14 protein-coding genes are annotated in these 15,529 nt (G+C 73.6%); 9 read left to right on the top strand and 5 right to left on the bottom strand.

Annotated features, from left to right (window positions below):
* Positions 1–53: 53 nt before the first annotated feature.
* Together ACSU6Z_RS08630 and ACSU6Z_RS08625 are read right to left on the bottom strand one after the other, a co-directional pair.
* Positions 54–998, bottom strand: coding sequence for a serine hydrolase (locus ACSU6Z_RS08630; protein ID WP_437044364.1), 945 nt, complete (start codon positions 996–998; stop codon positions 54–56).
* The gene (locus tag ACSU6Z_RS08625; RefSeq protein ID WP_437044363.1) at positions 995–1,897 is read right to left on the bottom strand and encodes a LysR family transcriptional regulator; all 903 of its coding nucleotides are present in this window, start codon (positions 1,895–1,897) and stop codon (positions 995–997) included. Before ACSU6Z_RS08625 ends, ACSU6Z_RS08630 begins: the two co-directional genes overlap by 4 nt.
* Before the next feature lie 145 nt (positions 1,898–2,042).
* On the opposite strand from ACSU6Z_RS08625, the gene bla reads away from it, so the two are divergent.
* The 4 genes from bla to ACSU6Z_RS08605 all read left to right on the top strand — a co-directional run bounded on the left by bla (position 2,043) and on the right by ACSU6Z_RS08605 (position 6,164).
* On the top strand, positions 2,043–2,984 hold the full coding sequence (gene bla / locus ACSU6Z_RS08620; RefSeq protein ID WP_437044361.1) for a class A beta-lactamase: 942 nt from the start codon (positions 2,043–2,045) through the stop codon (positions 2,982–2,984).
* 377 nt (positions 2,985–3,361) lie between these two features.
* Positions 3,362–4,234 (top strand): ATP-grasp domain-containing protein, encoded by an 873-nt coding sequence (locus ACSU6Z_RS08615; protein WP_437044360.1) that lies wholly within the window; start codon positions 3,362–3,364, stop codon positions 4,232–4,234.
* A gap of 287 nt (positions 4,235–4,521) precedes the next feature.
* Complete coding sequence (locus tag ACSU6Z_RS08610; RefSeq protein WP_437044359.1) at positions 4,522–5,295, top strand: IclR family transcriptional regulator; 774 nt, start codon at positions 4,522–4,524, stop codon at positions 5,293–5,295.
* Positions 5,292–6,164: an SMP-30/gluconolactonase/LRE family protein gene (locus ACSU6Z_RS08605; RefSeq protein WP_437044358.1), complete on the top strand. Its 873-nt coding sequence runs from the start codon at positions 5,292–5,294 to the stop codon at positions 6,162–6,164. The genes ACSU6Z_RS08610 and ACSU6Z_RS08605 overlap by 4 nt, the downstream gene beginning before the upstream one ends.
* Positions 6,165–6,194: 30 nt before the next feature.
* Here ACSU6Z_RS08605 and ACSU6Z_RS08600 read toward each other — a convergent pair whose 3' ends face one another.
* From ACSU6Z_RS08600 to ACSU6Z_RS08590, 3 genes are read right to left on the bottom strand one after another with little or no spacing between them, the layout of a single operon-like run.
* Positions 6,195–7,598 carry an NAD(P)/FAD-dependent oxidoreductase gene (locus ACSU6Z_RS08600; RefSeq protein ID WP_437044357.1) on the bottom strand — a complete coding sequence of 468 codons (1,404 nt, stop codon included), beginning with the start codon at positions 7,596–7,598 and terminating at the stop codon, positions 6,195–6,197.
* Positions 7,595–8,827, bottom strand: coding sequence for an MAB_1171c family putative transporter (locus ACSU6Z_RS08595; protein WP_437044356.1), 1,233 nt, complete (start codon positions 8,825–8,827; stop codon positions 7,595–7,597). Before ACSU6Z_RS08595 ends, ACSU6Z_RS08600 begins: the two co-directional genes overlap by 4 nt.
* Positions 8,824–9,474 carry a toxin-antitoxin system, toxin component family protein gene (locus ACSU6Z_RS08590; protein ID WP_437044355.1) on the bottom strand — a complete coding sequence of 217 codons (651 nt, stop codon included), beginning with the start codon at positions 9,472–9,474 and terminating at the stop codon, positions 8,824–8,826. Before ACSU6Z_RS08590 ends, ACSU6Z_RS08595 begins: the two co-directional genes overlap by 4 nt.
* Positions 9,475–9,753: 279 nt before the next feature.
* Between ACSU6Z_RS08590 and ACSU6Z_RS08585 the strand changes: the two genes are divergently transcribed.
* Genes ACSU6Z_RS08585 through ACSU6Z_RS08565 form a run of 5 tightly spaced genes read left to right on the top strand, consistent with a single transcriptional unit; the run spans position 9,754 to position 15,424 of the window.
* Positions 9,754–11,112: an extracellular solute-binding protein gene (locus ACSU6Z_RS08585; protein ID WP_437044354.1), complete on the top strand. Its 1,359-nt coding sequence runs from the start codon at positions 9,754–9,756 to the stop codon at positions 11,110–11,112.
* Positions 11,109–12,047, top strand: coding sequence for a carbohydrate ABC transporter permease (locus ACSU6Z_RS08580; RefSeq protein WP_437044353.1), 939 nt, complete (start codon positions 11,109–11,111; stop codon positions 12,045–12,047). The genes ACSU6Z_RS08585 and ACSU6Z_RS08580 overlap by 4 nt, the downstream gene beginning before the upstream one ends.
* Positions 12,044–12,907 (top strand): carbohydrate ABC transporter permease, encoded by an 864-nt coding sequence (locus ACSU6Z_RS08575; protein ID WP_437044351.1) that lies wholly within the window; start codon positions 12,044–12,046, stop codon positions 12,905–12,907. Before ACSU6Z_RS08580 ends, ACSU6Z_RS08575 begins: the two co-directional genes overlap by 4 nt.
* A gap of 22 nt (positions 12,908–12,929) precedes the next feature.
* Entirely contained in the window at positions 12,930–13,898 is a 969-nt protein-coding gene (locus ACSU6Z_RS08570; protein WP_437044350.1) for an arabinan endo-1,5-alpha-L-arabinosidase, read from the top strand.
* A gap of 20 nt (positions 13,899–13,918) precedes the next feature.
* A complete protein-coding gene (locus ACSU6Z_RS08565; protein ID WP_437044349.1) occupies positions 13,919–15,424 on the top strand; it encodes an alpha-N-arabinofuranosidase in 1,506 nt (501 codons plus the stop codon).
* Positions 15,425–15,529 lie beyond the last annotated feature (105 nt).

Raw genomic sequence — 15,529 nt, 5'->3', positions numbered from 1 at the left:
CTCGTTCGGATCGTGCCACGCTCCCTGATCCGACCTGATCCAAACGAAAAACCCTAGAGGACCCACCTCGAACGGAGCTCGTCGCGCAGGCGCCGGGCCACCTGGCCCATGAGGGCGTCGGCGCCCGGCTGTCTGCCGGCGGCCACCCGTGACTCGGTCAGGACCGCTACGGCATAGGCCTGGCCGTCGGCGTGTTCGACGACGCCGACCTCGTGGCGCAGGTTGAGCAGCATGCCGGTCTTGGACGACCAGGTGGAGGCGTCGGAGTCGAAGTCCGGGGCGAGGCGGTTGCGCACGAGGTTGTTGGCCATGAAGTCGCGCACCCGTGCCGCGACGTCGGGGTGGATCGCCGGGGGCCGGGCGCCCCCGGCGCCGGGCCGCGGCCGCCAGAGCGCCTGCAGGAGGTCGACGAAGGCCCGTGCCGTGCCGGTGTTGGCACGTGAGATGTCCAGTTGCGGCACCCGGTGGCCGCGCCCCGGGGTGCCGGCGTCGATCGCGAGGGCGTGCGCGAGGTGCACGTCCGCCGGGTCGAAACGCTCCACCGGGGTTTCCATCAGCTCCCGCATGGTGTGCCGGACGGCGATGCCGCGCAGCCCGAACTCGTGCAGGGCCGCCCCGACCCGGTGGGGCGGGGTGAGGGCGAAGAGGGCGTCGGCGGCGCTGTTGTCACTGATGCAGGTGCTGAGGTAGAGCAGGTCCTCCACGGCGATGCGGGCGGCGTGCCGGAACCGGCTGAGGCCGGTCGGACCGGGGGTGGTGATCCGCCCGGGCGGCACCTCGACCACCGCGGCGCCGTCGAGTTCGCCGCGCCGGATGCGTTCCAGCGTCACCAGGGCGAGCGGGATCTTCACGAGGGACGCGACGGGCAACTCGATGTCGGGGTCGATGCCGATCTCGTCGCCCGTCTCCAGGTCCCGGACGAGGAAGGAGCCGTACAGCCCGCCGTCGCGCAGCGTCCGGCGGAGCTCCCCGAGCAACTCCTCGGTACGCGTCGTCATGCGGCCGCCCCCGGGTGCTCCGTGGCGCCGAGGCACCGGGCGATGCCGTGCGCGCAGGCCTGGCGCAGGCGGACCGCGTCGGCGTCCGACTCGTCCGCCACGGCCAGCGAGAAACCCCGTGCGAAGCCGGAGCCGAGTTCGCCGACGGGCCGCCAGTGGAGGCGGAGTTCGCGGGCCTGCGCCGCCGAGCACAGCAGCGCGTCGCCCCGGCTCAGCACGTCCGCCGCGGCGACGGCCACGGCGGGCGCGACGGCCAGTTGGGCCGGGCGCAGCCCGACGGCGTCGCGCAGGCGGGCGAGACGGTCCCGGACGTGCGGCACGTCGTCCTCCGGCTGGAGCAGCACGCGCCGCGGCCGCCGGTCGCGGTCGGCCCGGCCGGGACGCAGGGTGTCCAGGTAGATCGGCCCCTGCGGGTCGTCCGCGACCGCCAGTCCCAGCGGCACCGTCCAGGCCGCCTCGGCGGGAGCCACGGCGAGCAGCGCCGCACGCACCTGCCGGGACGCGACGAGGTCGGACCGCTGCGCGGGCCCGGCGGGACACGGGTCGAGGAGGACTCCAAGGCCCTGCGCCTGCGCGATGAGGCGGGCGAGGGCCGCGGTGGGACAGATGGCGGGAACGGCGAGCCGCAGCGGCCGGCGCCGCGCGGCCTGGGCCTCGTGCTCGAACCGGTCGGCCAGCCGCACGAGTTGCCTCGCCGTCGGCAGCATGTCCCGGCCGAACGGCGTCAGCGTCACCGCCCGCGACGACCGGTCCAGCAGCCGCTCGCCGAGACGTCGCTCCAGCGCGGCGACGCGGCGGCTCACGACGGACTGGGCCGTGCGGACCGCTGCCGCGCCCACCGTGAAGCTGCCGTGCTCGCTCACGCTGACGAACGCCCGGCAGGCCGCAACGAGATCCACGCGCCCCACTATGCCAAAACGGCATGGGGCCGAACGTCCGGGTCTTGGACCTCGGCGACCCGCCGGCCGGAGAGTGGTCGCCGTCCGGGGCTCTCCCCGGGCCCGCACGGTCCATTTGTCCTTCGACGGCCTGGAGGTCCCTTCCATGACGTACCCGCTCCGCGTCCGCCGTGGCGCCGCCTGGGCGGCGGCCGGCCTGCTCGCGCTCGCCGCGCTTCCGGCGTGCGGCCCGCAGACCGAGTCCGGGCCCGGCTCGCCGGCCGCCCCGAAGCGGTCGGCGTCGCCGGCTGCGGTCACGAAGCCCACCGCTCCCGAATTCCGGGCACTGGAGCGGGAGTTCGACGCGCGGCTCGGTGTCTACGCCCTGGACACCGGCACGGGCCGGTCGGTCGGCTACCGGGCGGACGACCGGTTCGCGTACGCCTCCACGTTCAAGGCGCTGGCGGCGGGCGCCGTCCTGCGGAAGTACGGGACGGACGGCATCGACAAGGTGGTCACGTACTCGCGGGACGACGTGATCGCGAACTCGCCCGTGTCCGAGAACTTCGTCGGGACCGGCATGAGTCTGCGGGGGCTGTGCGCCGCCACCCTCTGGTACAGCGACAACACGGCGGTCAATCTGCTCCTCGACGAACTCGGCGGCCCCGACGGTCTGGAGAGGGTGCTGGAGGAGTTCGGCGACGACGTCACCGAGATGGACCGGTACGAGCCGGAGATGAGCGAGGGCACACCGGGCGACGTCCGCGACACGAGCACACCGCGTGCCATGGCCGGGAGCCTGCGGGCGTTCCTGCTCGGCGACGCCCTGAAGCGGGACGAACGCGAGCTCCTCAGGAAGTGGATGACGACGAATGCGACCGGCCGGACGCTCATCAGAGCGGGCGTTCCCGGCGACTGGGACGTGGCGGACAAGAGCGGCACCGCCGGATACGGGGGGCGCAACAACATCGCCGTGATGTGGCCGGACGACGGCGGCAACCCCATCGTCATGGCGGTCATGTCCACCCGCGGCGAGCGGGGCGCCGACCGCCGCGACGCCCTGCTCGCCAAGGCCGCCACCGTGGCGGTCGACGCCCTGGGCCGCTAGGGCCTCTCGTTCGGATCATGCCCCGCTCCCTGATCCGACCTGATCCGAACGAAAGACCCTGGACCCGGTCGTCGGACTCCCCTCCGCCCTCCGGGCGGCGACGGGAGTCCGACGGCAGGACCCGGCCGGGTCGGGCCGATGTGCCGGTCGCCGATCGCCCACGACGACCGGCCGGCACATCGGACTCGCTTGCCCGGCCCCTCCCGCGCGGCCTGTTCCCGCCCCCCGGCCGGTTGTTAGCCTGCCGAACAGCCGAACAGCCGAACAGCCGAACAGCCGAACAGCCGAACAGCCGAACAGCCGAACAGCCGAACAGCCGAACAGCCGAACAGCCGAACAGCCGAACCGCCGAGCAACCGTACGAGGATGGAGCCGCCGTGCCCCGCATCGCACTCGTCACCTGCCGTCCCCAGCCCGAGGTCGGCGTCGACCGCGACCTGCCGGTGCTGGTGCGGTCGCTCCGGCAGGCCGGGGCGGACGCGTCGGCGGTGGAGTGGGACGACGCCGGTGCCGACTGGGCCTCCTTCGACCTCGCCGTGATCCGCTCCACCTGGGACTACAGCTGGCGCTCGGCCGAGTTCACCGCCTGGGCCGAGGCGTGCGGCAAGGCGACGCGGCTGGCGAACCCGGCGGACGTGGTGCGCTGGAACACCGACAAGCGCTACCTGGGCGACCTGGCGGCGGCCGGCGTCCCCGTCGTCCCCACCCGCTACCTCGCCCCCGGCGAGGCCGTCGCCCTCCCCGGCGACCACGAATACGTCGTCAAGCCCACCTCCGGCGCCGGGGCCCGCTTCGCGGCCCGCTACACGCCCGATCGGCACGCCACCGCCGTACGGCAGGTGGAGCGCATGCACGCCGAGGGCTTCACGGCGATGGTCCAGCCGTACATGCGGGGCATCGACACCGCCGGGGAGCGGGCGCTGCAGTTCTTCGGCGGCCGGCTGCTGCACGCCAGCCGCAAGGGTGCCGTCCTCGCGCCCGGGACACCGTACGACGAGCGGAAGGCGGCCCACCCGGGTCTGGAGCCCTGGCAGCCCACGGACGCCGAACTGGCCGTCGCCCGGCGGGCCCTGGCGGCCGTCCCCGAGAACACCGGCCTGCTGTACGCCCGCGTCGACCTCGTGGACGGCGACGACGGCCGGCCGCGCGTGATGGAGCTGGAACTGGTCGAGCCGAACCTCTTCCTCTTCCTCCACCCCGGCTCGGTGCCGGCCGTGACCGAGGCGATCCTGGCCGCGGCCGCCCGCTGACCGACGCCCGCGCGTCCCCGGGACGCCCGGCTCCCGCCGCGCCCCGCGGCCGGATCCGCGTCGAAGCCGGCCGCGCGCCGCGACGGCGCCGGCCGGAAGCCGGGCGGGGCGAACGGGGCGGCGAGGCGTTCTCCGGGAGGCGGGAACCCATGGTCGCCCCTCCCGGCCATTGCTCGCGTCACCCCTGTATGTCTAGCCTGTGTTCGTCATGCCGATCGCCTGTTGATATCTCGAACAGCGGGATGTCTCCACCCAGGCGCCTGAGACACATAGGGAGGGGGCCGGCCGTGGGACGCCTCGTACCAGCCGTGACCCGGGCTCTCGACATCCTGGAGCTCTTCCTCGACGGGGACGGCACGCTCTCCGCCCCCGACATCGTGCGCAGGCTGCAGCTGCCGCGCACCACCGTGCACGAGCTGGTCACCACGCTCGCCGCCCGGAAGTACATCACCCCGGTGCCCGGACAGCCCGGCCGCTACCGGCTCGGCGTGCGGCCCTACCAGCTCGGCGCCCGCTACGCCGAGCACCTCGACCTCGCCGCCGAGGGCCAGCAGGTCGCCCGGACCGTCGCCGAGACCTGCGACGAGACCGTGCACGTGGCGATCCTGGAGGACACCGACGTCATCTACATCGCCAAGGTGGACTCCACGCACGCCGTGCGGATGGTGTCGGCGGCCGGGCGGCGGCTGCCCGCGCACTGCACCTCCGTCGGCAAGATGCTGCTGGCCTCCCTCCCCGAGCAGGAGCTCGCCGCCCGCATCCCGGACGGCGCCGAGCTGGCCGCGATGACCCCCAACAGCATCACCGACCCGGTCGCCCTGCGCCGGGCCCTGGCGGAGATCCGCGAGCGCGGCCTGGCGCGGGAGATCCGCGAGTCCAACCCGGACGTCTCCTGCGTGGCCGCCCCGGTGCGCGACCGCACCGGCCGGGTCGTCGCCGCCCTGTCCATCTCCGTGCCGATGATCCGCTGGAGCGAGGAGCGCCGCGCCGAGCTGGAGGAACTCGCGCTCAAGGGCGCCGCGGACCTGTCGGAGCGGCTCGGACACCGGAGCGCGGCATGACGCACCACGGCACGAGGAGCGCGATGTACGAGGTGGCGGTACGGGCCGAGGCGGCCCTGGGCGAGGGCCCGACCTGGGACGGGGCGGAGAACCGGCTGATCTGGGTCGACATCCTCAACTCCCGCGTGCACACCTACGACCCGGCGACCGGCCGCCGCACGGTCCGCGCCACCGGGCAGCACGTGGGCGCCGCCAAGCCGCGCGCGGGCGGCGGGCTGGTCCTCAACCTGCGGGACGGGGTGGGCCTGGTGGACCCGGACGGCGCCTTCCGCTGGCTGCGCCACGACCCGGTCCCCGGCCGCCGCGGCAACGATGCCGCCGTCGCCCCCGACGGCTCCCTGTGGGCCGGCACCATGCGCTACGACGAGGCGGCGGGCGGCGGCACCCTCACCCGCCTCGCCGCCGACGGGAGTGCCGAGACCGTCCTGGACGACGTGACGGTGAGCAACGGCACCGGCTGGAGCCCCGACGGGCGGCTGATGTACTACATCGACACGCCGACCGGGCGGATCGACGTCTTCGACGTCGACCCCGGGACGGGGCGGGCCGCCGGGCGGCGCCCGTTCGCCCGGATCGAGGACGGCGCCGGCTTCCCCGACGGTCTCACCGTCGACGCCGACGGCTGCGTGTGGGTGGCCCTGTGGGAAGGCGCGGCGGTGCGCCGCTACACCCCGGACGGCAGGCTGGACCGGGTGATCGGGCTGCCGGTGCCCCGCGTGACGGCGTGCGCCTTCGGCGGCGCGGACCTGACCGACCTGTACGTCACCACGGCCCGTACGGGCCTGACGGCGCCGCATCCGCTGGCCGGCGCGGTGTTCGTGGTGCCGGGCGCGGGCAGGGGGCTGCCGCAGCCGGCGTTCCCCGGCTGAGGCGCCGGGCCACCGGCCAGCGCCGCCGCCCTACGGCAGTCCCGCCGCCTTGCGTTCGCGCACCGTCAGCGGCGGCCCGCTCGGCACCGGCCTGAGCGGGCCGGCCGCCGCCGCCAGCAGGACCGACGGGGCCAGCAGCGCCGCCGCGCTCCGCTCCAGCGACGTCACGTCGGTCACCCGCCGGGCGATCCGGCCGTTGCCGGTGGCCGTGTACATGAGCCGGCCGACGTACGCCGACAGGAGCCGGTCCCGCAGCGTGGGGCCGCGCTCCGCCGCGCCGGGGTAGAACACGTCCTGCCCGACGGCCAGGTCCCAGGCGGCGCCGACCGTGCGCGCCACCGCCCGCTGGATCCGCCGCGCCAGCCCCGGCGCCGCCCACCCGTGGCGGCCGATCACGTCCCGCAGGACGACGGCGCTCTGCGCGGCGGCCGACAGACCGTGCCCGTAGAGCGGGTTGAACGCGGCGAGGGCGTCGCCGAGGACGGCGAAGTTCTCCGGCCAGGCGGGCATCCGCTCGTAGAAGTGGCGGCGGTTGCCGGTGGCGCGGGTGAACGTCACGCCCGACAGCGGCTCGGCGTTCTCCAGGAGCCGGCCGATCACCGGGTGGCGCAGCTCCTCGCGGGCGAAGCGGACGAAGTCGCCGTCGGCGGGGGAGGGCTGCCCGCCGCGGGTGCCGGACAGGGTGACGATCCAGCGCCCGTCCTCGATGGGCAGCAGGAAACCCGCCCGGCCCGGCCCGCCGCCCCGCGGATCGGGCTGGACGTTGACGACCGGGAAGCCGCCCCGGACCGCCTCGGGGGCGAGGTAGAGCCGGCTGGCGTACGCCAGTCCCGAGTCGACCTCGCGCCGCCGGGCAGCCGGCAGCCCGAGGGCCGCCAGCCACCGCGCCGCCCCGGAGCCGCGCCCGGTGGCGTCGACGACCAGATCGGCGGCAAGGGTCCGCTCGGGCCCGTCGTGCGGCCGTATCCGTACGCCGGTGACCGCGGCGGCCGTACCGGCCAGGCCCACCGCCTCGGTCCGCTCGGCGACCTCGACCCGGCCGCCGGCGAGGACCTGCGCGCGGATCGTGGCGTCCAGCAGGTCCCGCCCGGCCAGGACCACGTGGTGCGACTCGGGCCAGCGCCGGAACCAGCCCCGCGGCCCCAGGACGACCATGTCCGTGGTGACCGGCGCCCGCCGCGCCCCGGCCCGCTCCAGCGCCGCGCCGATCCCGGGCAGCAGGTCCTCCACGGCCCGCACCCCGCCCGACCAGAGCATGTGGGCGTGGCGCGCCTGCGGCAGCCCCTTGCGGGGCGCGGGGCGGGCGGGCAGCGCGTCGCGCTCCACGACGACGACGCGACGGGCGTGCGCCGCGAGGGCGCGCGCCGCGAGCATGCCGGTGTGGGAGCCCCCCAGCACGACGGCGGTTCCGGAGGGCGCGGGGCGTTCACTCATGGGTGGGCGTCTTCTCCTGCGGGGGCGGTGGCGCGGGCGCGGACCGCCTCGATGTCGTCACGGCGCCGCAGGGCCCGGGAGACGGCCTGGATCTCCTGCAGCAGGTACGTGGTGTCGGGGCCGGTCGCGGCGCCGTCGTCGTCCGGGGCGCGCTCCCTGGTGGCGACGGCGTCCAGGATCATCACGGCGGCGGCCAGGGCGCGGGCCCGGCCGGGCTCGTGCCCCAGTGCGCGGGCCGCCTCGTACGACCGCCGCCGCAGCTCCTCGTCGAGGTGCCGGGAGAGCTGGAGCAGCCCGTCGCGGACGAACGTCTCCCGGCGGATCAGGCGCACCTCCGCGCCGGCGCGCGGGGCGAGGGGCAGCCCGCCGCCGTTCACGGTCCGCATCAGCAGGTACAGGGGCCGCAGGCGCCGGTGGCCGCGCCGGATCCGCCACCGCTCGTGCAGGTACTGCCCGGAGTGCGGGAGGATGAAGCCGACCGCGACCAGGGTGGCCGACAGGCAGGCGGCCGAGGGCGCCAGGTCGGTGCTCAGCCAGTCCAGGTCGTGACCGGTCATCCGGGCGCCTACCGCGGTGAGCTTGGCCGCGTCGAAGAGCAGGTTGGTCGCGTAGCCGACGCCCAGCAGCCTCAGGCCCCAGCGCAGCCAGGCGTCCAGGCCGTCGGTGCGCACCCAGTTCCAGATCAGCCGGGCCGTGACGGAGCAGGCCACGGTGTGCGCGAGCAGGTAGAGCAGGATCTCCTCGCGCATGAACGGCGTGGTGGCGTAGTACGTGTCCAGGTCCCGGCGCCGTTCCACGGGCACGTCCGCGAGCGCGAACAGCACCCACAGGGCGGCCACCACGCCCGTGTAGACGAGGACGATCCACCGGGCGGCGCGGCGCGTGGAGGCCGAGCGGTCGTCCAGGCCGTTGCGCCAGGCGACGATCAGCAGCAGCCAGGACGCGCACAACGCGGTGAGCAGCGAATACACCCAGGGCGCGGCGATGTTGGGGACGCCGGTGACGCGGTTGACCCAGCCGATGACCGGCGGGAACGCGAAGACGAACACGGCGCAGGCGAACAGCAGCAGACCGCCGACGGCGCGCAGCAGCGGGTCCCGCCACATCCGGACCAGGCTGGGCAGCTTCACGGCCAGGGCCAGGGCCAGGGCCGCGATGGGCAGCCAGAAGGAGACGGAGAAGCCGCCGAGGACCCGGGCGGGGTCCAGGGCGAGACGTGCCGGGGTCACCGCTGCTGGCCTCCGCGGTAGCCCAGTGTCCGCTGGACCGGACCGGCGGGGGGACCGCCGCGGGGACCGTCCGGGCCGCCGGTCACCAGCGACCGGAACGCGGCGGCGAGCCGGTGGCCGAAGGCGTCGGCCTCGGCCTCGTCGGCCTCGCGGGAGCCGTTGCGGGCCGCGACGGGGGTGCCGCCCCGCCCGAGCGCGGCCGCCAGCCCGGCGGGCAGCGCGCCGCCCTTCCAGCCGGGTGCGCGGTCCGGGGCGCGGGCCGTGTCCGGGCCGGCGACGTGGTGGTGTCCGTGACCGGCGTGCAGGTGCCACAACTCGTGTCCGAGGATCACCAGTTGCTGCACGGCCTCGGCACGCTCCTCGACGATGACCAGGTCGAAGTCGTGGAACTCCACCCACAGCCCGGTCACGTCGATCTCGTCGGGGAACCGCTCGAAGCGCAGTTCCACCGGCCGTCCGCCGCGCCGTGCGGCCATCTCCTCGCACACCACCCGGCACAACGCCCGTACGTCGCCCGGGGGCCGGGGCCTGGCGTGGACCGCGGCGGCGAGGTCGCCGACCAGCGCGCGCATGGCCGAGCCGGTGCGCGCGCGCCGGAGCGCCGCGACGGCCCGGGACGCCCCGCCGCGCGCGCCCGCCCTGTCCATCGGGTTCCCCTCCTCACCGCCGGTCGACGGCCGGTCCGAGCGTACGCGCCCGGCCCCGCCCGCGTCAGGCGATCCGGTGATTGTTGTTCAACGAAGAACGACCACAAGTGTGCGGAAGTCCTGCGCAACCCATTGACGTGCTGGTCCTTCGACCTTACGGTCCCGTTCGAAGTTACGAGCGTCATTCGACATATCGAACGCCGTGGATTCTGCGGCCGCGCGCGGCGCCCGCAGGGCCCCAGCGCATCGAGCAACCGTTTTCCGACAGATGGGCAGGGCATGGGACGACCTGGCCTCAATCGCAGGCAACTTCTGGCCGCGGCGGGCGGCCTGGCGGTCGCGGGCAGTTTCGGCTTCGCGGCCCTGGGCACGGGCGCCGACGCGCTGGCCACCGACGCGCGCACCCGGGTGCGCTACTGGAACCTCTTCAGCGGCGGCGACGGCGCCAACATGATCGCGATGCTGGACGCCTTCCGCCGGGCCAACCCGGACATCGCCGTGAAGGACTCCACCCTCCAGTGGGGCAGCCCCTTCTACACCAAGCTCGCCATGGCGGCGGCGGGCAACCGCGCGCCGGACCTCGGCGTCATGCACCTGGGCCGCGTCACCGGCTTCTCGCCGGGCCGCCTCCTGGACCCCTGGGACACCGGCCTGCTCGCCCGATACGGCGTGCACGAGTCGGACTTCAACCCCGAGCTGTGGAAGCGCGCCGTCGTCGACGGCAAGCTCTACGCCCTGCCGCTCGACATCCACGTCCAGCTCTGCTTCTACCGCAGGGACGTGCTGAGGAAGGCGGGCCTGCTCGGCGCCGACGGGCGGATGGTGCCCGTGACGTCGCCCGACGAGTGGTTCGAGATGCTGAAGGAGGCCAGGAAGGCCACGAGGAAGGGCCTGCAGACCCTCGGCTTCTGGCACAACGACCAGAACTTCCAGTGGTGGTTCTTCGTCACCTTCTACACCCAGCTCGGCGGCGCCTGGTTCGACGACGCCCACACCGAGGTCACCTTCGACACCGACAAGGCCACCCGGGTCCTGGAGTTCCTGCGCCGGCACATCACCGACGGCTACGCCGACCCCGGCTTCGGCGGCGGCGCGGGCGCCGAACAGTTCGTCAACGGCTCCCCCTTCGTCTGGGAGGGCAACTGGTCGGTGCCGGTCTTCGAGTCCGCCGGGGTGGACTACGGCGCCACCCCGCTGCCGCCCGTCTTCGGCAGGCGGGCCACCCACGCCGAGTCGCACGCCTTCGTCCTGCCGCACCAGGCGGAGCGCGGCGGAGCCGCCAACGACGCCGCCCACCGGCTCGCCGCCTACGTCGTCACGCACGCCCGGCAGTGGTCGGCCGGCGGGCACATCCCCGCCCACACGCCGACCCTGTCCACGGACGCGTACCGGAGGCTCAGCCCGCAGAACGAGTATGTGACGGCGATGGACCACCAGGCCACCGAGCCCAAGGTGTGGTTCGCCGGCTCCACCGGCATCCTCGCCCAGCGCGTCGGCCCGATCGTCGTCTCCTCGACGACGGGCTCGGCCCGGCCCGAGGCCGCCGCCCGCCGGATGAAGGGCGCGCTCACCGAACTGCTCGCCTCGAAGAATCCCATGGACGGCCGGACCGCCGCACAGGGAGGTGCGGCCGCATGACCACCAGCGCCCAGACCGTCATCACCCCGGCGCGCGCGACGACCGCCGTACGCGGCGCCACCGTCCGCCGCAGGCAGGGGTTCCAGCACGGCGGCTGGTTCGTCGCCCCGTTCCTCGCGCTGTTCGCGCTCTTCGTGATCTGGCCGCTGCTGCGCGGCGTCTACCTCAGCCTCACCGACGCCAACATCTCCGGCGAGGGCGCGAGCTTCGTCGGCCTCGACAACTACCGCGAGGCGCTGCGGGACCCGCTGATGTGGGACGCGCTCGGCCACAGCGCGTACTTCACGCTCCTGGTCGTGCCGTGCATCACCGTCATGGCCTTCCTGCTGGCGATGCTCGCCCACCACATCGAACGCGGCAAGTGGCTGTGGCGGCTGTGCTTCTTCATGCCGTTCCTGCTGCCGTCCACCGTCGCGGGCAACCTGTGGCAGTGGCTGTTCAACCCCGGCACGGGCATGGTCAACCACGTCTTCGGCCTCGACACCCCGTGGCTGACCGACAAGTCGTACGCGATGCTCGCGGTCGTCATCACCACCCTGTGGTGGACGGTCGGCTTCAGCTTCCTGCTCTACCTCGCCGCTCTCCAGGGCATCCCCGCCCACCTGTACGAGGCCGCCAAGCTGGACGGCGCGAACGCCTGGCACCGCATGGTCCACATCACCCTGCCGATGCTGCGCAACATCACCGGCCTCGTCATCGCCCTGCAGATCCTCGCCTCCCTCCAGGTCTTCGACCAGGCCGTGGTGATGATGGACTTCGGGCCGGGGCCGGAGGGATCGACCCGCACCTTCGTGCAGTACACCCTCGAAGAGGGCTTCACCAGCTACCGCGTGGGCTACGCCTCCGCGATCTCCATCATCTTCTTCGTGCTCATCGCGGCCGTCGCCCTCGGGCGGACGTGGCTGCTGCGCAACCGTGAGGAGGGCGGCCGATGACCACCGCCGCGGCACCGATGCGGACCAAGCCCCGCCGGCCCTGGACACCCGGCCAGATCGTGCTCACCCTCCTCGGCGTGGCCGTCTCCGCGGTGTTCCTGTCGCCGCTGGCCTGGGCGCTGTTCACCTCCCTGAAGTCGGAGACCGAGGCGGTCGAGGTGCCGCCGCACTGGCTGCCGAGGGAGTGGACCGGCCAGGCGTGGTCGGCCATGTTCGAGAACGGCAACATCGTCAACTGGTTCGTGAACTCCCTCGTCGTCTCCGTCTGCGTCACCAGTGTCGTGATGCTGGTCAGCGCGCTGGCCGGATACGGCTTCGCCCGCACCGAGTTCCGCGGCAAGGGCGCCCTGATGGGCCTGGTGATGGCGGGACTCATGGTCTCCCCGGCCGTGCTCGGCGTCCCCCTGTTCACCACCGTCCAGCAGATGGGGATGGTCGACACCTACTGGGGCATGATCCTGCCGCAGTGCGCGCCCGCCGCGATGGTGTACATCCTCTACAAGTTCTTCCAGGGCATCCCGCGCGAGCTGGAGGAGGCCGCGTCCATCGACGGCGCCGGACGCTGGCGGGTCTTCTTCACCATCATCCTGCCGCTGTCCCGCCCCTCCCTGGCCGCGGTCGGCATCTTCACCTTCATCAGCTCCTGGAACAACTTCCTGTGGCCGTACATGGTGACCAACAACCCCGACCTGATGACCATGCCGAACGGCATCGCGACCGTCATGAACTCCTACGGCATCCAGTGGGCCCAGCTCATGGCCGGCGGTCTCATGGCGGGCCTGCCGCTGATCGTCGTCTTCGTCTTCTTCCAGCGCCAGATCGTGGCGGGTGTCGCGCACACCGGCCTCGCCGGCCAGTGACCCCACCGGAAAGGCACGCACCGTGAAGCGCACCAGAGCGGCCGCCGTCCTCGCCGCGGCCCTCCTCTTCCTGTCCCCGGCCACCGCCCGGGCCGACACCGTCCACCCCGACCCCCAGCCGATCACCGGCCAGCAGATCATCCACGACCCCACGGTCATGCGCCTGAAGTCCGGCGGCTACGTCGCCTACTCCACCGGCGGGGTCATCGGCGCCCGCACCTCGGACGACCGCGTCCACTGGAAGGACGCGGGCAACGCCTTCGCCGAGCCGCCGAGCTGGTGGTACGAGTACAACGACACCGGCGATCCCTGGGCCCCCGACCTGTCCTACCGCGACGGCCGCTACTGGCTCTACTACGCCGTCTCCTCCTGGGGCACCAACCACTCCGCGATCGGTGTCGCCACCTCCCCCTCGGGCCTGCCCGGCACCTGGACCGACCACGGCAAGGTCCTCACCTCCGAGACCACCGACCGCTGGAACGCCATCGACCCCGCCCTGATCCGGGCGGACGGCCGGCTGTGGATGGCCTTCGGCTCGTACTGGTCGGGCATCCGCATGGTCGAACTGGACCCGGCCACGGGCAAGGCGCGCCCCGGCGCCCCCGTCCACCACCTGGCCACCCGCCCGGACGCCCCCTACGCCGTCGAGGGCCCGGCCGTCGTCAAACACGGCCGGTACTACTACCTGTTCGCGTCCTACGACGCCTGCTGCTCCGGCGTGAACTCCACGTACAAGATCAGGGTCGGCCGCTCGACGTCGGTGACCGGCCCGTACACCGACAGCACCGGCAAGCCCCTCCTGGAGGGCGGCGGCGACCTGCTCCTGGCGGGCCACGGCCGCTACATCGGCACCGGCGGCCAGTCGGTCTTCCGCACCCAGGGCCAGGACTGGCTCGCCTACCACTACTACGACGCCGAGGACGACGGCACGCCCAAGCTCGGTCTCAACCGCCTGAGCTGGGGCCGTGACGGCTGGCCCTCCGTCCGCTGATCCCCACCCGAAAGGTCCCCATGCGCACCGCCCGCTTCACCCTCGACCCCGCCTTCACCGTCGCCGAGGTCAACCCCCGCCTCTTCGGCTCCTTCGTCGAACACCTCGGCCGCTGCGTCTACACCGGCATCTACGAGCCCGGCCACCCGGCCGCCGACGCCGACGGCATCCGCACCGACGTCCTGGAACTCGTCCGCGAGCTCGGCGTCACCGCCATCCGCTACCCCGGCGGCAACTTCGTCTCCGGCTACAAGTGGGAGGACTCCGTCGGCCCGGTCGAGGAGCGCCCCCGCCGCCTGGACCTGGCCTGGCGCTCCACCGAGACCAACCGCTTCGGCCTGTCCGAGTACATCGCCTTCCTGAAGAAGATCGGCCCCCAGGCGGAGCCGATGATGGCGGTCAACCTGGGCACCCGCGGCGTCGCCGAGGCCCTGGAACTCCAGGAGTACGCCAACCACCCCTCCGGCACCGCCCTGTCGGACCTGCGGATCGAGCACGGCGACAAGGACCCCTTCGGCATCCGCCTGTGGTGCCTGGGCAACGAGATGGACGGCCCCTGGCAGACCGGCCACAAGACCGCCGAGGAGTACGGCCGCCTCGCCGCCGAGACCGCCCGCGCCATGCGCCAGATCGACCCGGGCCTGGAACTCGTCGCCTGCGGCTCCTCCGGCCAGTCCATGGAGACCTTCGCCGAGTGGGAGGCGACGGTCCTGAAGGAGACGTACGACCTCGTCGACTACATCTCCCTGCACGCCTACTACGAGCCGCTCGACGGCGACGTCGACTCCTTCCTCGCCTCGGCCGTGGACATGGAGTCCTTCATCGAGAACGTCGTCGCCACCTGCGACCACATCGGTGCCCGCCTGAAGTCCAAGAAGAAGATCAACCTCTCCTTCGACGAGTGGAACGTCTGGTACCTGTCGAGGACCGACGCCGAGGTCAGCGCCCTGGACTGGCCGGAGGCGCCGCGCCTGCTGGAGGACAACTACAGCGTCACCGACGCCGTCGTCTTCGGCTCCCTCCTCATCGCCCTGCTCCGCCACGCGGACCGGGTGACGGTGGCCTGCCTGGCGCAGCTCGTGAACGTCATCGCCCCGATCATGACCGAGCCCGGCGGCCCGGCCTGGCGGCAGACGACGTTCTTCCCCTTCGCCCAGGCGTCGAAGTACGGCCGCGGGGAGGTCCTCGACGTCCGGGTGGACTCGCCGACGTACGAGACGAAGAAGTACGGCGAGGCGGACCTGCTGCACGCCACCGCCGTCCGCGCCGAGGACGGCACGGTCACCGTCTTCGCCGTCAACCGCAGCCGCACCGAGGCGCTGCCGCTGGAGGTGGCCCTCAACGGACTGGACCTGACCCGGGTGGTGGAGCACAGCGCCCTCGCGGACGCCGACCCCGACGCCCGCAACACGCTGGCGGAGCCCGAGCGGGTCGTGCCGCACCCGGTGGAGGGCACCGAGGTCCGAGGCGGCCGGCTCACCACCGTCCTGGAGCCGTTGTCCTGGAACGTCATCCGGCTGGCGTAACGGCGCCCCCGCCACCGGGGCACGCCGCCGGTGGCGGGGACGAGAGGAGCGGGACCGGGCGGGCCCTGCCCGCCCGGTCCCGCTCCGTCCGCCGGGCCACGGCCC

The organism is Streptomyces sp. enrichment culture, from assembly GCF_964273145.1.
GTDB lineage: Bacteria > Actinomycetota > Actinomycetes > Streptomycetales > Streptomycetaceae > Streptomyces.
Note: the sequence above shows the minus strand (reverse complement) of the source record. Positions and strands in the feature narration are given on the sequence as shown.